The organism is Intrasporangium sp. (assembly GCF_032907665.1).
GTDB lineage: Bacteria > Actinomycetota > Actinomycetes > Actinomycetales > Dermatophilaceae > Intrasporangium.
This window is the reverse complement of sequence record NZ_JAJJPG010000070.1, coordinates 1-19,309: the sequence shown is the minus strand read 5'-3', so window position 1 is coordinate 19,309 and position 19,309 is coordinate 1. Positions and strand designations below refer to the sequence as shown.

Below are 19,309 nucleotides of genomic sequence, written 5' to 3'. Positions count from 1 at the left end.
GAGGTGGCCGACCCGCGGAGCGAGCCCAGCGGCATACGGCTGGCTGTCTGTCTCGCTCGAGCGGCACCGCGCCGGCGCTCGCGCCTCAGGTCCCAGAGGTAGTGGTCGAAGTCCACCTCCATGGTGTGGCGCGGCGAGTCGTAGAACTGTCGTCGGTTGCGCTCATGTTCCGCTGTGAGCTGTCGACGGATCTCCTCATCGGGCGGCAGCACGTAGCGGCCCGCGAGAAGCTCGGCGAGCCACTGTCCCTGCGCCTCGGCCAGCGGCATGACGGCCCCGACGGGCTGGAGCAGCCCGATGAAGAAGAGCCCGGGGAGGTCCGGGTGGATGGTCCGCTTCCACAGCGGCAGCTCGTTGTCCCGTGCGGAGACGAGGGAGGCGTCGAGGAACGGGAAGCTGACGCGATATCCGGTTGCCCAGACGATGAGGTCCGCGGGCACGCTCGTCCCGTCGACGAAGTACACCCGGTCCCCGGCGAGGCGATCGATGCCGGGTTTCGGGGTCACCGCACCGGATCGGAGGACGGCCCGGATCTGCTCGGACTGCACCGGATGGGACTGGCCCGGCTGGTGGGCCGGCTTCGGCAGGCCGAGTCGCGACACGTCGCCGGAGAGCAGGGCCCCGAGACGCAGCCTGAGTCCCGTCGCCCACCAGGGCATCCAGCCGGGCAGGACGACCTGGTCGGAGGGGCGCCCGAGGAGGAACTTCCGCAGGACCCACTGTCCCCGGCGCTGCGACAGGGTGGTCGTGCGGGCTGCTCCGGCCGCCGCGACAGAGATGTCGAGAGCGGAGTTGCCCGACCCGACGACCACGACGTCGCGATCCCGGAGCTGCTCGGCGGACCGGAAGTCATGGGCGTGGAGCTGCTCGCCGTCGAAGGTGCCGGGATACGGCGGCTCGGGCCAGCGGGCATCCCAGTGGTGCCCGTTGGCGACGAGGACGGCGTCATAGCCACGGGTCTCGCTTCGACCGGAGCCTTCGATGGTGACCCGCCAGCGGGGGCCCTCGACGCCGACGGGCGTGCGCTCGACCCGAGTCACCTTGGTGTTGAAGGTGATCCGGTCACGCAGGGCGAAGTGGTCGATGTAGGCCTCGAAGTAGGCGGCCACCTGGTCATGTCGGGCATACGGGGGATAGTCGGCCGGCATGGGGAAGTCGGAGAAGGCCATGCGGGGCCCGGACGTGTTGATCTCCAGCGTCTCGTAGCACGCCGACTGGCCGTTCGGGTTGTCGTAGACCCAGTTGCCGCCGACCACAGGGCCCTGCTCGAACCAGTCGAACGGCACCCCCGCCGCGGCGAGGGCCTTCGCCGCGGCGATCCCGGACGAGCCCGCCCCGATGATGCATGCCTGGGGCAGGCTCGGGTCGGGAGGGATCGGCGCGGTGACCGCAGGGGCGAGGTCGCGGTGTGTGACGAGGTAGGGCATGGCGGGATCGTCGCATGGCGGGCCAGGTGCGCGGACCTGGCGCGCCAGAGCGCGTGCTCGGCTAGGCGGCTGCGCGGCCGAGCTTGAGGTGCCGGGCGACCTCCGTGATCCGCTGGGCCTGGTAGCGGGCCGCCTCGAGGTGCAGGCCGTCCGGCGCGCCCTCCCCGGAGGCAGCCGACGCGCCGTAGGGGTTGCCGACCTGGAACTGGATGGGGTCGGTGTATCCCGGCGGGACGATGACGCCGCCCCAGTGGGTGAAGATGTGATTGAGCACGAGGAGCGTGCTCTCCTGGCCCCCGTGCACGGTCAGGCTCGCCGTGAAGGCGCCGTAGACCTTGCCGGAGAGCTGACCTTGCTGCCAGACCGGCCCGGTCGTGTCGATGAACTGCTGGAGCTGGCTGGCGATGTTGCCGTAGCGGGTCGGCGTCCCGAGCAGCACGGCGTCGGCCCAGACGAGGTCGTCCAGTGTGGCGAGGGGGATGTCGGCGACGGCATCGAGGTGCTGGCGCCATTCGGGCTTGCTGTCGATGGCGGCCTCAGGAGCCAGCTCCCGCACGCGGCGCAGACGGACCTCGGCGCCGGCCTTCATCGCTCCTTCGCCGGCGGCCTCGGCAAGGGCATGGACGATGCCTGTCTGGCTGTAGTAGACGATGGCGACGTTGACGTCTGGGGTGATGCTCATGGGTGTCTCCTGTCAGGTTGTCGTTGTGGTGTCAGGGGGTCTGGTGGTGGCGATGCTGTTGGGGAGGTTCTGCTGGAGGGAGTCCTGCTGGTAGGCGTCCTGCAGGGTGCGCTCCGTCCCCGTCGGGCGTGCCCGCTCGGGCGATGACGACGGCCGCCCCCAGGCTGGCGAGGACCGCGAGCGCGAGCGCAGCGGACAGCCCCTCCATTGCGTAGTCACGCAGGGCCCAGATGCCGGTGGTCGCGGCCGGTCCGACCGCGAAGCCGAGCTGCCTCGCGACGTTGGTCGACGCGCCGGTGCTCGCTGCCTGCCCCGGCGCTGCCGCCGTCATGGCGATCGCCTGGTTGGCGCCGGCGAAGCAGCCGGCGCCGGCCCCGGCGACCGTGATGCCCCACAGGAAGTCGGCCGGTGCCCATGAGGGGTTCGCCAGGACGAGAACGGCCAGTCCGGCCGCGAGGACCACAGCGCCGAGCACTGCCGGGAACCGTGCGGTCAACCGGTCCGCGAGCACTCCCCCGACCAGGCTTCCCGCGATGGAGGCGAGCGGGAGGGCCAGGAGCGTGAGCCCCGCTGCACGGGCGGACTCGCGACTGCCGATGGTGAGCAGGAACGGGAGAGCGAAGGTCGCCCCTCCGAAGGCAGCACTCTCGAGAAGCAGACTGAGGTGCGGCCGCCGGAGCGCCGGCACGCCGAGGCGCTGCGTCGCTTGGCGCCCGGGCCCGCCGCGGGTCCAGATCGCTAGGGGCAGGATGGCCGCGAGCGACAGGGCGAGCCAGGCGAGATCGCCCGCCGCTGCCAACGAGAGCCCGAGCAGGAGCGCGCCCGCCGCGAGGAGCAGGAGCGCCGCCTCCGCACCCATGTCCCGGGACGGTGGCCTCAGGCGCGCTCGACCTGCCGGCATCACCGCGAGCACGACTGCAGTGCTCGCGGCCGCGATCGGGACGTTGAGGTAGAACGCCCAGCTCCAACCGAGGCTGTCGACGATCAACGCTCCGGCACCGTACCCGCTGATCGCTCCCAGCGGACCAATTGTCGCGATGACACTCATCGCCCGCCCGCGAGCCGTCGGCGCGACGGCCCGGCTCGCCACAGCGGGAGCAAGGGCGAAGAGGAGAGCAGCGAAGGCCCCCTGGATCCCTCTACTGATGATGGCGGCGGCAGCACTCTGACTGGTGGCCACAAGGACGCTGGAGCCGGCGAAGCCGAGGATTGAGACCAGCAGGCAGGTCCGCCATGGAGCCCGGTCCACCCAGCGCCCGGCGGGGAGCGAGAGCCCGACGAGGGGGAGGAGGTAGGCGAGCACGAGCCACTCGCTCACGGCCGGGGTCACCCCGAAGTCGTCGGTCATGACCGGCAGGGCCACGGTGACGACCGTCATGTCGAGCATCGCCATGTAGGTCGTCGCGGCCATCGCCACGACGAGCCACCACCCGGACCGGGTGGTGTGGGTGAGTGGGCCACGGTGGCCCGGGGACTGCACTGTCACGGTGGTCGCCTCACTGAACTTCACTTCGTCTGTAGTTTCTACGGTAGGCACACCACCGCCCTACACTCAAGGGAAAACTTCATCGATGCTGTAGTTGAGAGGTGGTCCATGCCCATTGACGAGCCGCAGAACGCGCGCGGCCGGCGCACCCGCGAGGCCCTGCTGCGCACGACGCGGCGCCTCATCGAGGAGCAGGGCTTCGAGTCGCTCACCCTGGCCTCGGTCGCGGAGGCAGCAGGCGTCTCCCCTCGCGCCCTCTACCTGCACTTCCGCTCGCGCTCCGACCTGCTCACGACCGTGTACCGGCACCTCGGCGAGTCCGAGGACCTGGCGGTCTCCCTGTCCCGGGTGTGGGCGTCCCCGGACTCCCGGAGCGCCCTCGTGGAGTGGGCGGCCCACATCGCCCGCTCACACCCCCGCATCCTCGCCATCAGCCGAGCCATCGAGCGGGCCCGGTTCACCGACCCCGATGCCGAGGCCCTCTGGAACCTCACGATGAGGAACTGGCTCGCGAGCTGCACACGGCTGGCCACCTGGCTGCATGACGAGGGACAGCTCGCAGAGCCATGGACCGTCCAGAGCGCTGCGGACCTGCTGTGGACGCTGATGTCCTGGGACGTCACGGAGCGACTTGTCGTGTCTCGCCGGTGGAGCAGACGACGCTACGCCGAGGGCTTCGCCGACCTGCTGCTGTCGACCTTCACCCACGTGGCGCCGTCGCCGACGAGACTCTGAGAGGGCGGGTCCCGCTCCCATTGCTGGCGTCCCGGGTCAGCGCCGTCCCGCGCACCCTCCGACCCAGGCCGCCACACAGGTGCCGTATGCCGCTGAGTGAGCCCAGCGGCATACGGCACCTGTGTGGCGGTGGCGGGGAGTGCAGGCGGGAGCGAGAGGCCCGGAACGGCGTACGACCACAGTCGTAGGCACGGGCTGGGGAATGGTCCCCCTGACGGACGCCGAGCACGTGCGGCCGTTCCTAGCCTCGTGGCATGCCGGGCGATCTCTTCGACAGCATCAACCACCTCGTCGAGCTCCATGCCGGCGCTGTCTGGGTCATCCCCCTCGTCTTCGCGCTCGCCGCCCTCGACGGCTTCTTCCCCCCGCTCCCGAGCGAAGCCGTCCTCATCTCGCTTGCCGCCGCCTCTGCGACGACCGGACAACCGGCGTGGCTGCCGCTCGGGTTCGCCGCCGCCGTCGGGGCCGTCGCCGGGGACAACGTCGCCTACGAGCTGGGCCGGCGTGGGCGCCTCGATCGTCTCGCCGGCAGGTCGCGACGGCTTGCCTCGGCCCTGGCCTGGGCGGGACGCCAGCTCGACCGACGCGGCACCGTCATCATCGTCGTCGGGCGGTACGTCCCCATTGGCCGCATCGCAGTGAACCTCACCGCGGGCGCAGCCCGGTACCCGCGAGCCCGGTTCGCGGGACTGACCGTCGTCGCCGGCGCCACCTGGGCGACCTACTCCGTGGGGGTGGGACACGTCGCCGGCACCTGGGTCGAGGACAACCCCGCCCTCGGCGCGCTGTGCGGCATCGCCTTCGCCCTCGTGCTGGGCGTCGCCGTCGAGCGGCTGGCGGCGACCGTGCTCCCCGCAACGCGTGCGATCCCGGCCGGAAACAGCGGTGAAACGGTCGCTCGGCACGATGAGGCCATGCCCACATCCGGACCCCTGGGTGAGGTCGGCGGCGCGCTCCGCGTCGTGCGGGACGACCTCTCCGACCCCGCAGTCGTCGACCTGCTGAGCAGTCACGCTGCCCAGCTGCGCGCCGTCTCGCCGCCGGAGAGCGCCCACGTCCTCGACGTCGAGGCCCTTCGCCACCCGGACGTCACCATCTGGGTGGCTCGTGACGACGACGGTGTGCTCGGCGTCGGCGCCCTGAAACGGCTGGGGCGCAGGTCCGGCGAGGTGAAGTCGATGCGGACCGCCCCGCACGCGACCCGCCGGGGCGTCGCCTCCGCCATCCTGCGGACCATCCTCGACGAGGCCCGGACCCTCGGGCTGACCCGGGTGAGCCTCGAGACCGGTTCGGCCGAGTTCTTCGCACCGGCCCGGCGGCTGTATGCGCGACACGGCTTCACCGAGTGCGAGCCCTTCGGCTCCTACCGGCCCGATCCGGAGAGCACGTTCATGACCCTGCGCCTCACCTGACGCCGCGCGAAAGTGCGTTGACCCGGTCTCGGGTTTCGACGCACCCTGAGTTCATGAGCACGTCCACGCGATTTCTGAGCCCCCGGCCGGACCACGGCCGCGGGCTCGTCCGCGTGCTCATACGCAGGTAGGACCTGCGGTCGTCGTCAGGTCGGGGGGATCCCGCTCCAACCGACCCTGACGACACCGGAGGACCCATGCCCACCCATCTCACAGCCGACGACCTCGACCGCGCGCTGCGCCTGCGCGACCTCACCGACCCCGCACAGGGGCACCACGCACTCCAGCTCGTGCTCGACGACGTCGTCCAGGCGCTCGCCCGCTCGTGGAGCGTGCGGGTCCGCACCGTTCGCACCCCGCCGATCGTGTCCGTCGCCGACAACTACGACCTGCTCGGGTTCACCCCCCAGGACGTCACGAGGGACGTGCGCTACAGCCGATACCTCAGCCCCACGACGATGCTTCGCAGCCACACGTCCGCCGACATCCCCGCGGCACTGCGCGCCCGGGCGTGCGAGGACCCTCCCGCCGTTCGCGACGAGCTCATCGTGGTGCCAGGGCTCGTCTATCGCAGGGACGTCATCGACCGCACCCATGTGGGCGAGCCGCACCAGGTGGACCTGTGGCGGCTCCGCGTCGACCACCGCGTCTGCTCCACCGACCTGGACGAGCTGGCGCAGGCCGTCGTCGATGCCGTGCTCCCGGGCGCGCCGTGGCGGGCGACCCCCTCGCCACACCCCTACACCGAGCTCGGACGCCAGCTCGATGTCCACCACGGGCAGGAGTGGCTCGAGCTGGCGGAGTTCGGGCTCATCGCCGACCACGTCCTCGGTGGTGCCGGCCTGGACCCGACCCGCTGGTCCGGACTTGCTCTCGGCATGGGCCTGGACCGGGCGCTCATGCTGCGCAAAGGGATTCCTGACATCCGATACCTACGCAGCAACGATCCCCGCGCCCGCGCCCAGCTCGTCGATCTCCTGCCGTGGCACCCCGTCTCACGACTCCCGTCGATCCGCCGCGACCTGTCCGTGGTCATCGACGACCCCACCGACGACGAGGAGCTGGGCGACCTCGTCAGGCGGGCCCTGGCCCACCGGGCCGACGACATCGAGTCCGTCCACGTCCTGGCCCGGACGCCGCACGACGCACTGCCGGTGCACGTCCGGGAGAGACTCGGGACCGCGCCGGGGCAGTCGAACGCGGTGGTTTGCCTCGTGCTTCGCCCGCTTGAGCACACCCTCACGGACCGCGAGGCCAACGCCCTGCGCAACGACGTCTATCGGGCCATCCACCGGGGTCCCCGGCTGGAGCTCGCGTGACGGTCCTCAGCTGGGAGGGGGCGCCTCGGGAGGGGCCGTCGCACGCCGGAGCGCGCGTCGCAGGTAGGCGCGTTCGGCGAGACTGCGCGTCGCCGCGATGGCGGCCCGGTAGTCGTTCGCCGCCTCGGCGTGACGGCCGGCGCGCTCGAGGACGTGTGCGCGCACGGCAGGCAGTCGGGCGAGCCCGGGGTGCTCGGACGCAAGGCGGTCGAGCAGTGCCAGGCCGGCATCCGGTCCGCCCACCATGGCTTCGGCGACGGCGCGATTGAGTCGGATGGTGGGGTTGAGACCTCCGGTGTGCAGCTCGAGCAGCCGGTAGATCGCGAGGATCTCGTGCCAGTCGGTGTCGGCGGACGTCGCCGCGGCGGCGTGGATCGCGGCGATACAGGCCTGGAGGAGGTAATGGCCCGGCTGGGCGCCGGGGACGACGCGGTCGAGCAACCCGAGCGCCTCGTCGATGAGTTCGCGATCCCACCGAGTGCGGTCCTGCTCGTCGAGCGGCACGAGCGCGCCGTCGTCCCCGATCCGGGCGGGCCGTCGCGACTCGGTCAGCAGCATGAGCGCGAGAAGCCCGGCGACCTCGGTGTCGTCGGGGATGGCCTGATGCAGCATTCGCGTGAGGCGGATGGCCTCGGTTGCCAGGGGCGGGTTGCTCGCGGGCGATCCGTCGGTCGTGTGGTGCGCCTCGGTGAGCATGACGTAGAGCACGGCGAGCACGCCATCCATCCGCTCGGCCTCGTCCGACCCGGGCGGCTGCGTGAGGTCGAGCTGCGCGAGACGGCGCTTGGCTCGGGTGATCCGTTGCGCCATCGTCGCCTCCGGAACGAGGTAGGCATTGGCGATCTGCGCGGTGCTGAGGCCGCTCACCGCCCGCAGCGTCAGGGCGACCTGACCCGACCGGGGCAGATCGGGATGGCAGCACAGCTGCAACAGGAGCAGGCTGTCGTCCACGCCTCCACCCTCGGCATCGGCCAGCGGCTCGCTGAGCAGTGCCTCGCGCGCCTCGCGTTGCCGCCGCCGCGCGTCGGCTCGGACCCGGTCGACGTATCGGCGGCGCGCCACCGTGACGCTCCAGGCGAACGGGTCGTCGGGAGGGGCGGTCGCCCACACCCGATGCGCTTCGAGCAGGGCGTCCTGGACTGCGTCCTCGCACCGCTCGAACTGGGCGGTCCCATACGTTCGCAGGAGCCGCGCGAGGACGCGCGGCGCGAGCTCGCGCCACACGTCCTCGCTCACAGGCACGGGATCGGTCACCCCTCGAAGCCGTCGGAGAACATGACCGGTCGCACCTCCAGGGCCAGGCCGTCGATGCTCGCATCGGGGATCATCCTGGCCAGCTCGAGCGCGCGCTCCTCGTTCTCGACGTCGATGAGGTAGAACCCGCCCATGAACTCCTTGGCCTCGACGAACGGGCCGTCGGTGACCTCGGGACGCCCTTCACGGGACCGGATCACCTTGGACTGGCTCGGGTCGGCCAGGGCCTGCGTGCCGATGAACTCGCCGGACTGCTTCGTCGCAGCCATGAACGCGCCGTGCCCCTGCTGGATCTGCTGGCCCTGCTCCTCGGTCAGGGACTCGAGGACGGACGGGTCGACCTGCATCAGGATCAGGTACTTCATCTTGTGCTTCCTCACCTTCGGTGGCTCGGGGCTCCGGGGTGGAGCCGGTGACTGGTGGTCGTCACCGGGTCGTCGTGCACGACACGTCGTGTCCCGAAATTGTGGATTCCGGGGCCACTCGACGGAAGGGCCTCGTCGAGTGGCCCCGAATTCGTGGCCACTCGAGTGGGCGTTTGGGGCCACTCGAGTGGGCGTTTGGGGCCACTCGAGTGGACGTTTGGGGCCACTCGACGGGAGGGATGGGTCGAGTGGCCCCGAATGCCGGCTCAGGTCAGCGGACGACGGCCGCGACGGCCGACAGCTCGACGAGGGCGCCGGGCACCGTCAGGGACCGCACTCGCGCCGCGGTGATGAGCGGCGGCGTGGGGCACTGGTCGAGGAACGGCCTCGCTGCGGCGTAGCCCGCACCGAGGTCGGCCTCCTCCGCCAGGAGCAGGGTCATGCTGACGACGTCGGCCATCGTCGCCCCAGCGGCCGCGAGCGCTGTCTCGAGGTTGGTCATGGCCTGACCGGTCTGGCCGGCCGTGTCGGGACCGACGACGGCACCGGTCGCGTCGACGCCGTTCTGGCCGCCGACGAGGATGGTCGTCGCGTCGGGCGGGATGACGGCGACGTGACTGAAGGCGGGGCTCGCGACGAGACCTGCCGGCGACAGGAGCTGGATCGAGTCGCTGCGCTGGGCTTGGGGCGTGGGAGTGCTCTGTGAACTCATGTCGTCAACGTAGGGGGGAAACAGGACAGGAACGGTCCGCACGTCTCACCCCCCATCACCCAACGTGAGCTACGAGCCCCGCTGCGACTGACCGCCACCAGCGCACTAGCCTTCCCGCATGCGCTTGCGACGTGGCCGTCCCGACCTCGCGCCCTACGACGAGCTCTTCTCCGTTCCCACCGCCAAGCCGGACTCAGCGCTTCGGATCACCTTCCTCGGCGTCTCGACGCTTCACGTCACGGATGGCGTGACGGGGCTGCTCACCGACGGCTTCTTCTCGCGGCCGGGCCTGGTTCGCGTCGGCGCGTGGCGCGTGGCCCCGCACCGACGTCGCATCGACACCGCGCTCCGCCGCGCGCGGATCGACCACCTCGATGCGGTCCTTCCCGTCCACACCCACTACGACCACGCCCTCGACTCGGGGGTCGTCGCCGAGCGGACCGGGGCCGTCCTCGTCGGTGGCCGATCGGCCGGTTACGTCGGGCGCGGAGCCGGGCTGGCGAGGGAGCGGATCCGGCTCGTCACTCCCGGTGAGCCGACCCGCTTCGGGTCCTTCAGCATCACGCACGTCCATTCTGCGCACTGCCCGCCGGACCGTTACCCGGGCGGCATCGACGACCCGGTGCAGCCACCGGTCCGCGCGTCCGCCTACCGATGCGGAGAGACCTGGTCGATCATCCTGCGCCACAACGGAGCTGGCCCCCGCCCATCTCGCTCCGTCCTCATCCAGGGCAGTGCGGGCTTCGTCCACGGTGCCCTCGCCGGCCACAAGGCCGAGGTCGCCTACCTCGGAGTCGGGCAGCTCGGCCTGCAGACGGCCTCCTACATCCGCGACTACTGGCAGCAGACGGTGCGCACGGTGGGGGCCCGTCGTGTGGTCCTCATCCACTGGGACGACTTCTTCCGTCCGCTCGACGAGCCCCTGGTCGCCCTGCCCTACGCGGGGGACGACCTCGACGTCACGCTCGGGCTGCTCCGTCAGCTGGCGGAGCGCGACGGTGTCGAGCTGCTGCTGCCGCGCATCTGGGTCCCGGAGGACCCGTGGCGGCGACTGGCCTGAGCGCGTCGGGTTTGCCGGTCATGGGCAGGTCACGGCTTGGACTCGGACGGTGCCCCCGCTTGGCTCTGGCGGTCAGGGGAGTGACACTCGATGGATGGGAAGGGGCGCCACGCTCGCCATCTCGCTGACGGCCGTGCTGGCTTTCGGCGCGTGCACCGGCGCGACCGGGGACGGCTCGACGACGACCACGAGTCGGGCGACTGCCTCGCCCACGGCCGCGGGGACACCCACCGCTGCGACCCCGACGACGGAGGCAGCACCGACCACGCCGACCACCCAGAACACCCCCGCCTCGACGCCCACGACGACGGAGCCGCCGGACCCGGCATCCATCCAGGCCCTCATCGACACGGACTTCGACGGGCGCAACCTGCGGCTCGGACGCGAGGGCGGCAGCACCAGCGACTACCGCCAGTACTACGCGACCTACCAGGGCGACGGGCTGACCATCTCGGGCCGGATCAACATCCCCCGTGGCCGGGGCCCGTTCCCTGCGGTCGTCCTCGCCCACGGCTACGTGCCGATCGACGAGTACACCAACGGCGCGACGATGCTTCGCGAGCGCGACTACCTGGCGAGGCAGGGCTACGTCACGCTGCACATCGACTACCGCAACCACGCCCAGTCAGGCGACGACCCGGACAACGGCACCAACCTGCGCATCGGCTACGCCGTCGATGCGGTCAACGCCGGACTCGCGTTGCAGCAGTTCGAGTCCGTCGACCCGGACCGCATCGGCATCATCGGCCGGTCGATGGGTGGCGGCGTCGTCTACTCCGCCGTGGTCGCGAGGCCCGGTCTCTTCACGGCGGCCGTCGCCTACGCCCCGGTCAGCTCGGACACGGTCGACAACTTCAACAAGTGGGTGCGCCGCGACAACGACCGCGAGAGCGATGCGCGGGCCGTGCTGAGGCGCCTTGGCGCACCTGAGCGCCAGCCCGACACCTGGGCCCTGATGAGCCCCCGCACGTACTTCGACAGGGTCACCGACCCGATCATGATCCACCACGGAACGGCGGACGAGAGCTGTCCCATCGCGTGGTCGGAGGAGACCGTTGCGGCTCTGAAGCGGGCCGGCAAGAAGGTGACCTACCACGTCTACGAAGGGCAGCGGCACACCTTCACGTCGCAGTGGCCGTTGTCGATCCGCCGGACCGAGTCCTTCCTCGACGCGAACCTCGGCTGACCGGCTCCCGGGGTCCAGGGCACCACACCCCAGGTGAGGGTATGCCGCTGAGCCGGCTCAGCGGCATACCGCTCACTCCTGCTACTGCTGGGTCGCGTACTGCGGGTCGGTCGGCTCGACCCACTGGACGAGCTGGTAGACGACGCCGTTCGGATCCGTCATCTGGAAGTACCGCTCACCCCACGGCTCGGTCTCGATCGGCGTGACGATCGTGACGTCTTCGGACTGGAGGCGGGCGTACTCGCCATCGATGTCGTCGACGGTGAAGACGACGAGCAGTCCGTCCGCGGGCCCGGCGGCGGACGACGGCTTGAAGGTCGACAGACCCGTCGCGAGGTAGATGAGGTTGAAGCCGGCCTTCGGGTGGCTGAGGGAGCAGAAGCCCTCGGCCGCCATGTCCTCGGTGAACCCGAGGTGTGCCTTGGCCCAGGCCGCGGACGCGTCGACGTCCTTGACGTTGAGGGAGATTGCTGAAGCGGTGATGTTCATGCAGTTCCTTTCGAGTGGAGATCAACACTGTACACCGTACGGTGTACAGCGTACAACTTATTTGATGACAGCATGGTTCCCATGGCCGACATCTCGACCGGCGCTGGTGAGCCGAGCCGTACCCTTGCCCTGCTGTGGCGCGACCCCGGGCTGACGGCCGGTGTGGGTCGGCGCGGACCGGGTCGGAGCGTCAGCGTGGACGCCGTCGTCGAGGCCGCGGTCGGCCTCGCGGACGGCGAGGGCCTCCCGGCCGTGACGATGCGGGCCGTGGCCCGTCGCGTCGGCCTGTCGACGATGGCGGTCTACACCTACGTGCCCGGCAAGGCCGAGCTGCTCGATCTCATGGTCGACCTGCTCTACCTCCGCATGCCGCGCCCGCCGTGGCGACACCGCACCTGGCGGCGCCGCCTCGAGCGCGTCGCCGAGGACAACCGTGCACTCCTCGCCGAGCATCCGTGGCTCACGGAGGTCGCCGTCCTCAGCCGCCCCCCGCTGGGCCCGGGGCTGATGGCCAAGTACGAGCACGAGCTCGCCGCCTTCGACGGCACCGGGCTCGACGAGGTCACGACCGACGCCGCGCTCGCCCACCTCCTCGGCTTCGTCCAGGGCCACGCGAGGGCTGCTCACGACGCAGCCCGCGCCACGACCGACACAGCGATGTCGGACGCCGCCTGGTGGGCCGCGAACCAGCCCCTCCTCGAGCGGGTCCTCGACCCGGCCGCCTACCCCAGGGCGGTCAGGGTGGGGGCCGCAGCCGGCGAAGCCCACGGGGCGTCCTGGAGTGCGGAGCATGCGTGGCGCTTCGGCCTCGCGCGGACCCTCGACGGGCTCGCGGCTCTCATCGACCGCTGACTCACGCCGATCCAGGTCGGCTCGGCCGGCTCGTGCGGTCCCGGCTGATCCGGTGGGCTCGGCTCTGTGGGATCCGTGGGTCATGATGTCGGGGTCATGACTCGATGGACCGTGCAGCAGGTGTCCGCGCTGGCCCCCGACGCCTCGTCGCTCGCGGCCGCGCGCAGGCTCGCGCGCCCCGGCCCGTGGTCCGACACCGGGTCGACCGACACCCTCGTGTGGGGCAAGTGCCAGGGCTCGGGCAAGACCCCTTACCAGGTCAGCGTGGACCTCACGGGGCCGGCGTTCCAGTGCACGTGCCCGAGCCGGAAGCTGCCGTGCAAGCACGGTCTGGCGCTGCTCATGCTCTGGGTCGAGGCGTCCGGCTCGGTCCGGGACGCGGCCGAACCCGCAGGCTTCGCGGCGGAGTGGGCGGCCGAACGGGCGGCGAGGGGAGCGGGCCGCGCCGCTGACCCTGCCGCGGGGGGAGCACGCGCGGAGCGCTCCCCCGACCCCGCGGGGCAGGCGAAGCGTCTGGAGGAGCGCCTCGGTCTGATGACCGGCGGTATGGACGACTTCGCCCGCTGGCTCGGTGACCTCGCCCGGAGCGGCACGGCGAGCGTGCGGTCCCAGCCCTACGCCTGGTGGGACACGGCCGGCGCGCGGCTCGTCGACGCCCAGCTGCCCGGTCTCGCCGACCAGGTCAGGTCGATGGCCTCGGACGTGAGCAGCCGGTCGGACTGGGCGGAGCATCTCCTCTCCGCGATGGGCCGGTGGTGGACCGTGACGCGAGCCTGGTCGCTGCGAGACTCCGCAGACGAGGATGCGATGGGCGACCTCCGCGCGGTCATCGGGTGGTCGGTCCCGACGCAGTCGGTGAGGGATCGCGACTCGGTGACCGACCGGTGGACGGTCCTCGGGGCGCATCGCACCGACGACGGCCGGCTGCAGCAGCAGCGCACCTGGCTGCACGGAGCGGCGTGCGACGAGACCGTGCAGGTGCTGGACTTCGCGGCCGGCGGACAGGTGCTGCCGATGGCCCGGGTCGTCGGGTCCGTGCTGGACGCGACGCTGGCCCGATACCCCGGCACGGGGGTGCGTCGGGCGCTCTTCGTCGACGATCCCGGCATGACAGACCTCAGGGGCGAGCTGCCGCGCCCGGACTCGATCGACGCCGCCCTCGCCACGGCCGCCGCCACCTGGGCCGTCAACCCGTGGGCCTGGCGCGTGCCCGTCGCCCTGGGCGGGGTCCGCGCGACGGTGCTCGACGACAGCGGCCGCGCGGGCGCCGCCCTTGTCGACGAAGCCGGGGAGGCGCTGCGCGTCGCCGGGGACAGCCCGGTCTGGCCGCTGTTGGCCCTCACCGGCGGGCACCCGACGGACGTCTTCGCCGAGCTCGAAGGGCGGCGGGTGCGGCCCCTGTCGGCAGTCGTCGACGGGGAGCTGGTGTCGCTGTGACGGCCGTTGACTCGTGGTGGCACGACCTCGGCTCCGCGGCGCTCGTCGGGACGGCCCGACGTCCAGTGCCGCCGCTGCCCGTCTTCGGGGCAACCCCGATCGCCCTCGATCCGGACACGAGGGCGGAGGAGGCACTGCTCACGTCGGCCGCGCTCGGAGCTGCCGCCCTGCGGGCCGGTCGGCGCGCCGAGCGCCTCACCCCGTCACCACCCGCCCCACCCGATGCGCGAGAACCCGCCGGTCGGCTCGCCGTGCAGCTGCTGGAGCTCGTGCTCACTCACCCGCCGGCCGGGGTCCAGCAGCGCAACGGCCTGCTCGTGCACTGGCTCCGGAGCGCCGCGGCCGCGCGCCGACGGGTGCCGCATGCGCTGCTCCCGACCGTCCTCGAGCTCGCCACCGCGTCCCGCGAGCTGCGAGTACCGGCAGCCGCGGTGCTCGACCACCGCGGCGAGTGGCTCGCGAGCCAGCGCCCCGACTGGTCCTGGGTGCCCGATGCTCTTGCCGGCGCCACCGCCCGCAGTGCTGCCGCCGAGCATGTCGAGGTCGACTGGGCGCAGGTTCCGTCGTCGGAGCGGCTCCCCGTCCTGGCACTCGTCCGCGCAGACGACCCAGCCGCTGCCCGCGCGCTCGTCGAGTCCACGTGGAGGTCCGACAGCGCCAGAGACCGGGCCGCCCACCTCGAGGCACTCCGCGTCGGTCTGGGACCGGACGACGAGAACCTCCTCGAACGCGCGCTCGACGACCGGGCAGCCAGCGTGCGCGGCGTTGCCGCGGGCCTGCTCGACGCCTTGCCCACGTCGGGCCGAGCCGAGCGGATGGCCGCGCGCCTACGGCCGCTCATCCACACCAAGGGTCGTCGCGGGCGTGCCCTCGAGGTGACGCTCCCCCACCCACCCGACGCCGCGGGCGTGCGCGACGGCCTCGGCAAGCCGCCCCCACGGCGCTCCGCCCACGGCTGGTGGCTCGAGCGCATCGTCGCCGGCGCGCCCCTCGACGTGTGGGAAGAGGTGACGGGGTGGGACCCGGCCACGACGGTGAGCCGGCTCTCCGACACCGACGCACTCAGCGGCATACGGCAGGCTGCACGTCTCCGAAACGACCCGGTCTGGGCGGCAGCGGTGCTCGCCCACATGTGGGACCCCACGCTCGTTCCGGCCCTCGCGCGCGCAGACCGGGAGGCGGTGGTCCTCGCGCGCCTGTCCGCCGACCGCAAGGCTTCACCCGCGAGCCTGCTCGCGGCGGTCCCGCCGCCCTGGTCGGCGGAGTTCAGCCTCGGGGTGCTCACCCGTCTCGACAGCGCGAAGGCCCCCGGACTCCTTCTCGCCCAGGCCATGCCCCAGCTGCTCGCCGGCCTGCACCACGAGGCTCTGCCCGCGCTCGAGGCGTGGCTCGCCCGCGACCGCGACGACACAGCGGTGGCCACCCAGCTGCGCACCCTGCTCCAGTTCCACTCCGTCAAGCGATCGATCAGCGAGGCCTTCCGATGACCGAGTCCCCCGTCACCACAGCGATCCTGCGCGCTCATGCGGAGGACGCCAACGCTGCCGAGCTCGCTGCCCTCGCAGCCGCCGACGACCGGCCCCGCCCACCGCGATGGCGCCTGTCGCCGTGGGCCGTGACGACCTACCTGCTCGGCGGAACCCTCGACGACGGCACCGAGATCACGCCGAAGTACCTCGGCTCGCGACGCCTCATGGAGGTGGCCGTCGCCTCGCTGGCGACCGACCGAGCACTCCTGCTCCTCGGCATCCCCGGCACCGCCAAGACCTGGGTCAGTGAGCACCTCGCCGCGGCCATCAGCGGGGACTCGACCCTCGTCGTCCAGGGCACGGCCGGAACGCCCGAGGAGGCGCTGCGCTACGGCTGGAACTACGCCCGCCTGCTCGCCGAGGGCCCCACGCGAGCGGCCCTCGTGCCCAGCCCCGTGATGCGGGCGATGGAGAAGGGTTCGCTCGTGCGGATCGAGGAGCTGACCCGGATCCCGGCCGACGTCCAGGACGCGCTCATCACGATCCTCTCGGAGAAGCACCTGCCCATCCCCGAGCTCGACGAGGAAGTCATGGCGCAGAAGGGCTTCAACGTCATCGCCACGGCGAACAACCGTGACAAGGGGGTCAACGACCTCTCCTCAGCTCTGAAGCGCCGGTTCAACACGGTCGTGCTGCCCCTGCCCGACACCCTCGACGAGGAGGTCGAGATCGTCCGCACCCGCGTCGCTGCGCTCGGTCGGAGCCTCGAATTGCCCGACGGCCTCGAGTCGCTCGCCGAGATCCAGCGCATCGTCACGGTCTTCCGCGAGCTGCGGTCCGGCGTCACGGCCGACCAGCGCACGACGATCAAGTCACCCTCGGCCACCCTGTCGACGGCCGAGGCGATCTCGGTCATGACCAACGGCGTGGCCCTCGCGGCGCACTTCGGGGACGGCGTCGTGCGCGCGGACGACGTCGCCGCGGGGCTCGTCGGGGCCATCGTCAAGGACCCGGTCCAGGACCGCATCGTCTGGCAGGAGTACCTCGAGACGGTGGTCAAGGACCGGCGCGACTGGGCCGACCTCTACCGGGCCTGCCGCGAGCTGACGTGACGGTGCGGTGATGGCCCAGTGACAGCCGAGTCGGCCCCGCGGGTCGCGATCCTCGGGATCCGCCACCATGGGCCCGGGTCGGCCCGCTCCGTGCTCGCAGCGCTCGACGAGCTCGATCCCGACCGGATCCTCATCGAGGGACCGCCCGAGCTCGACTCGCTCATCACCCTCGCCGGCGACCCCGACCTCGTGCCTCCCGTCGCGGGCCTCGTCTATGCCGTGGACACACCACGGCTGTCGGCCTTCTACCCCTTCGCGACGTTCTCACCGGAGTGGGTCGCACTGCGCTGGGCCGTCGCGCACGGGGTCACCGTGGGATTCGCGGACCTCCCGGCCACGCATGCGCTCGCCCTGTCGTCGGAGCGCCCCCGAGACCGTGGCACTCGCGTGGACCCGCTCACCATGCTGTCCCGTGCCGCCGGCTATGACGACCCCGAACGGTGGTGGGAGGACGTCGTCGAGCACCGACGCAGCTCCAGCCTCGAGCAGTTTCGCCACCTGAGCAACGCGATGGCCGAGGTTCGGGCGGCCGGGGACCACGACGACGACGTGGAGAACCGGCAGCGAGAGGCCGCGATGCGCAGGGCCATCCGCAAGGCTCAGCGAGCAGGCGCGCAGCGCATCGCGGTCGTCTGCGGCGCCTACCACGCCCCCGCGCTCGACCCCGCCACCTTCCCGACGGTGGCCAGCGACAACGCCATGCTCGCCAAGCTGCCCAGGACCAAGGTCGCCGCGACCTGGGTTCCCTGGTCCGCGGCCAAGCTCGCCTACGCGTCGGGCTACGGTGCCGGCGTGCGGTCCCCCGGCTGGTACCAGCACCTCTTCGTGACGCCCGAGGAGTCCGTCGTCCCGTCCTGGTTCGTCCGCGTGGCCAGGTCGCTGCGCGACGAGCAGCTCGACGTCTCGCCCGCCTCGGCTGTCGAGGCGACCCGCCTTGCCGAAGCCCTCGCCGCGGTCCGGGGCCGGCCCTCGGTGGGGCTGAGTGAGCTGACCGACGCCGCCCGGGCGACCCTCACCGAGGGCTCGGACCTGCCGCTGCGGCTCATCGACCGCAAGCTGGTCGTCGGCGAGGAGCTCGGACGCGTCCCCGACTCCACCCCGATGGTGCCGCTCGCCGCCGACCTCGCCACGCTGCAGCGGTCCCTCCGGCTCAAGCCCAGCACCACGGCGACGATCGTCGAGCTCGACCTCCGGCGGCAAGCCCAGCTCGCCAGGTCCGTGCTGCTGCACCGCCTCGCCCTGCTCGGGATCGACTGGGGGGAGCGCGTCGACACCGGGCGCACCACCGGCACCTTCAAGGAGGCCTGGCAGCTCGAGTGGCACCCCGAGCTCGCCGTCGCCGTCATCGAGGCGAGCCTCTACGGCAACACCGTCCTCTCCGCTGCCGAGGCGCGGGTGGCCGAGCAGGGCGAGCAGGCGCCCGACCTCTCCACCCTGAGCGGGCTCATCGAGCAGTGCCTCCTCGCTGACCTGCCCACCGCGCTCCGGTCCGTCGTCGCGACGCTCTCCGACCGCACTGCGCGACAGCACGACACTCTCTCGCTGCTCGGCACGGTCGAGCCGCTGGCCCGCACCTGCCGCTACGGCGACGTTCGCGGTGTCGACGTCGGCGAGGTCGCGCACCTCCTCGCCGCCGTCGTCACCCGATCGTCGATCGGCCTTCGCGCTGCGTGTGCGAGCCTCGACGACGACGGGGCCGCAGCGATGCGAGCTGCCATGGAGGCGGCGCACCGCGGCGTGGCCTTGATGGACCTCCCGGAGCTGCGGACCCCGTGGCATGGGGCTCTCGCCGCAGTCGCCTCGGACGACCGGATCCACGGCGCCGTGTCAGGACGGGCCACCCGGCTGCTGCTCGATGCGGGTGAGATCGATGCTTCGACCGCGGCCGCACGGCTGTCGCGGCACCTCTCGCAGGCCGTGGCGGGACCGGCAGCCGCAGCGTGGCTGGACGGCTTCCTCGCCGGGGAGGCACTGCTCCTGCTCCACACCGAGGAGCTGCTCGCCATCGTCGACGAATGGCTCTCGTCGGTCCCGGAGGAGACGTTCGAGGACCTGCTTCCGCTGATCCGACGGACCTTCTCGCAGTACCAGCCGGCGGAGCGCCAGCAGATCGGCAACCACCTGAGGAACCTCGGCCGGGGAAACCGCTCGGCCACCTCCCACCAGGGCGCGACCATCGACCTCGATCGAGCGGCTCCTGCCGTCGCTGCCGTGGCCCGGCTCCTCGGGTTGTCCGTGACCACGTGAGCCCGCCGCCCTCAGAAGGGTGGGGGGTCGTTCCAGTCGGGGTGTTGGCGTCGTTGTTGGGTGTG

The 19,309-nt window shown here is 71.8% G+C and carries 17 protein-coding genes; 10 read left to right on the top strand and 7 right to left on the bottom strand.

Annotated features, from left to right (window positions below; translation table 11 throughout):
• The 3 genes from LOY02_RS11600 to LOY02_RS11590 all read right to left on the bottom strand — a co-directional run.
• A partial coding sequence (locus LOY02_RS11600) for a flavin-containing monooxygenase (protein ID WP_317182518.1) occupies positions 1 to 1,427 on the bottom strand: 1,427 nt, incomplete at its 3' end.
• Between the two features lie 61 nt (positions 1,428 to 1,488).
• On the bottom strand, positions 1,489 to 2,109 hold the full coding sequence (gene wrbA / locus LOY02_RS11595; protein ID WP_317182517.1) for an NAD(P)H:quinone oxidoreductase: 621 nt from the start codon (positions 2,107 to 2,109) through the stop codon (positions 1,489 to 1,491).
• Between the two features lie 31 nt (positions 2,110 to 2,140).
• Positions 2,141 to 3,595: an MFS transporter gene (locus LOY02_RS11590; protein WP_317182516.1), complete on the bottom strand. Its 1,455-nt coding sequence runs from the start codon at positions 3,593 to 3,595 to the stop codon at positions 2,141 to 2,143.
• 108 nt (positions 3,596 to 3,703) lie between these two features.
• Between LOY02_RS11590 and LOY02_RS11585 the strand changes: the two genes are divergently transcribed.
• From LOY02_RS11585 to LOY02_RS11575, 3 genes are all read left to right on the top strand, one after another.
• A complete protein-coding gene (locus tag LOY02_RS11585; RefSeq protein WP_317182515.1) occupies positions 3,704 to 4,330 on the top strand; it encodes a TetR/AcrR family transcriptional regulator in 627 nt (208 codons plus the stop codon).
• 254 nt (positions 4,331 to 4,584) lie between these two features.
• Positions 4,585 to 5,742 (top strand): GNAT family N-acetyltransferase, encoded by a 1,158-nt coding sequence (locus tag LOY02_RS11580; RefSeq protein ID WP_317182514.1) that lies wholly within the window; start codon positions 4,585 to 4,587, stop codon positions 5,740 to 5,742.
• Positions 5,743 to 5,939: 197 nt separating this feature from the next.
• Positions 5,940 to 7,061, top strand: coding sequence for a hypothetical protein (locus tag LOY02_RS11575; RefSeq protein WP_317182513.1), 1,122 nt, complete (start codon positions 5,940 to 5,942; stop codon positions 7,059 to 7,061).
• A 6-nt stretch (positions 7,062 to 7,067) separates the two neighbouring features.
• Here the strand turns inward: LOY02_RS11575 and LOY02_RS11570 are convergent, their stop codons facing one another.
• From LOY02_RS11570 to LOY02_RS11560, 3 genes are all read right to left on the bottom strand, one after another.
• Positions 7,068 to 8,303 carry an RNA polymerase sigma factor gene (locus tag LOY02_RS11570; RefSeq protein ID WP_317182512.1) on the bottom strand — a complete coding sequence of 412 codons (1,236 nt, stop codon included), beginning with the start codon at positions 8,301 to 8,303 and terminating at the stop codon, positions 7,068 to 7,070.
• A gap of 8 nt (positions 8,304 to 8,311) precedes the next feature.
• Positions 8,312 to 8,680 (bottom strand): YciI family protein, encoded by a 369-nt coding sequence (locus tag LOY02_RS11565; protein ID WP_317182511.1) that lies wholly within the window; start codon positions 8,678 to 8,680, stop codon positions 8,312 to 8,314.
• A 271-nt stretch (positions 8,681 to 8,951) separates the two neighbouring features.
• Positions 8,952 to 9,392: a RidA family protein gene (locus tag LOY02_RS11560; protein WP_317182510.1), complete on the bottom strand. Its 441-nt coding sequence runs from the start codon at positions 9,390 to 9,392 to the stop codon at positions 8,952 to 8,954.
• 118 nt (positions 9,393 to 9,510) lie between these two features.
• Between LOY02_RS11560 and LOY02_RS11555 the strand changes: the two genes are divergently transcribed.
• Together LOY02_RS11555 and LOY02_RS11550 are read left to right on the top strand one after the other, a co-directional pair.
• Entirely contained in the window at positions 9,511 to 10,452 is a 942-nt protein-coding gene (locus LOY02_RS11555; protein WP_317182509.1) for an MBL fold metallo-hydrolase, read from the top strand.
• Positions 10,453 to 10,546: 94 nt separating this feature from the next.
• The gene (locus LOY02_RS11550; protein WP_317182508.1) at positions 10,547 to 11,638 is read left to right on the top strand and encodes an alpha/beta hydrolase family protein; all 1,092 of its coding nucleotides are present in this window, start codon (positions 10,547 to 10,549) and stop codon (positions 11,636 to 11,638) included.
• An 81-nt stretch (positions 11,639 to 11,719) separates the two neighbouring features.
• Here the strand turns inward: LOY02_RS11550 and LOY02_RS11545 are convergent, their stop codons facing one another.
• Positions 11,720 to 12,127: a VOC family protein gene (locus tag LOY02_RS11545; protein WP_317182507.1), complete on the bottom strand. Its 408-nt coding sequence runs from the start codon at positions 12,125 to 12,127 to the stop codon at positions 11,720 to 11,722.
• Positions 12,128 to 12,208: 81 nt separating this feature from the next.
• Between LOY02_RS11545 and LOY02_RS11540 the strand changes: the two genes are divergently transcribed.
• The 5 genes from LOY02_RS11540 (at position 12,209) to LOY02_RS11520 (ending at position 19,244) form a co-directional block, all read left to right on the top strand.
• Entirely contained in the window at positions 12,209 to 12,979 is a 771-nt protein-coding gene (locus LOY02_RS11540) for a TetR/AcrR family transcriptional regulator (RefSeq protein ID WP_317182506.1), read from the top strand.
• Between the two features lie 96 nt (positions 12,980 to 13,075).
• The gene (locus LOY02_RS11535) at positions 13,076 to 14,416 is read left to right on the top strand and encodes an SWIM zinc finger family protein (protein WP_317182505.1); all 1,341 of its coding nucleotides are present in this window, start codon (positions 13,076 to 13,078) and stop codon (positions 14,414 to 14,416) included.
• Positions 14,413 to 15,903 (top strand): DUF5691 domain-containing protein, encoded by a 1,491-nt coding sequence (locus LOY02_RS11530; RefSeq protein WP_317182504.1) that lies wholly within the window; start codon positions 14,413 to 14,415, stop codon positions 15,901 to 15,903. The genes LOY02_RS11535 and LOY02_RS11530 overlap by 4 nt, the downstream gene beginning before the upstream one ends.
• Positions 15,900 to 16,997 carry an ATP-binding protein gene (locus LOY02_RS11525; RefSeq protein ID WP_317182503.1) on the top strand — a complete coding sequence of 366 codons (1,098 nt, stop codon included), beginning with the start codon at positions 15,900 to 15,902 and terminating at the stop codon, positions 16,995 to 16,997. Before LOY02_RS11530 ends, LOY02_RS11525 begins: the two co-directional genes overlap by 4 nt.
• 18 nt (positions 16,998 to 17,015) lie before the next feature.
• Positions 17,016 to 19,244: a DUF5682 family protein gene (locus LOY02_RS11520; RefSeq protein ID WP_317182502.1), complete on the top strand. Its 2,229-nt coding sequence runs from the start codon at positions 17,016 to 17,018 to the stop codon at positions 19,242 to 19,244.
• Positions 19,245 to 19,309 lie beyond the last annotated feature (65 nt).

Coding starts and splice junctions, on each gene's coding strand:
- wrbA (WP_317182517.1), bottom strand. CDS start 2,109: ATGAGCATCACCCCAGACGTCAACGTCGCCATCGTCTACTACAGCCAG.
- LOY02_RS11585 (WP_317182515.1), top strand. CDS start 3,704: ATGCCCATTGACGAGCCGCAGAACGCGCGCGGCCGGCGCACCCGCGAG.
- LOY02_RS11580 (WP_317182514.1), top strand. CDS start 4,585: ATGCCGGGCGATCTCTTCGACAGCATCAACCACCTCGTCGAGCTCCAT.
- LOY02_RS11575 (WP_317182513.1), top strand. CDS start 5,940: ATGCCCACCCATCTCACAGCCGACGACCTCGACCGCGCGCTGCGCCTG.
- LOY02_RS11565 (WP_317182511.1), bottom strand. CDS start 8,680: ATGAAGTACCTGATCCTGATGCAGGTCGACCCGTCCGTCCTCGAGTCC.
- LOY02_RS11560 (WP_317182510.1), bottom strand. CDS start 9,392: ATGAGTTCACAGAGCACTCCCACGCCCCAAGCCCAGCGCAGCGACTCG.
- LOY02_RS11555 (WP_317182509.1), top strand. CDS start 9,511: ATGCGCTTGCGACGTGGCCGTCCCGACCTCGCGCCCTACGACGAGCTC.
- LOY02_RS11550 (WP_317182508.1), top strand. CDS start 10,547: ATGGGAAGGGGCGCCACGCTCGCCATCTCGCTGACGGCCGTGCTGGCT.
- LOY02_RS11545 (WP_317182507.1), bottom strand. CDS start 12,127: ATGAACATCACCGCTTCAGCAATCTCCCTCAACGTCAAGGACGTCGAC.
- LOY02_RS11540 (WP_317182506.1), top strand. CDS start 12,209: ATGGCCGACATCTCGACCGGCGCTGGTGAGCCGAGCCGTACCCTTGCC.
- LOY02_RS11535 (WP_317182505.1), top strand. CDS start 13,076: ATGACTCGATGGACCGTGCAGCAGGTGTCCGCGCTGGCCCCCGACGCC.
- LOY02_RS11525 (WP_317182503.1), top strand. CDS start 15,900: ATGACCGAGTCCCCCGTCACCACAGCGATCCTGCGCGCTCATGCGGAG.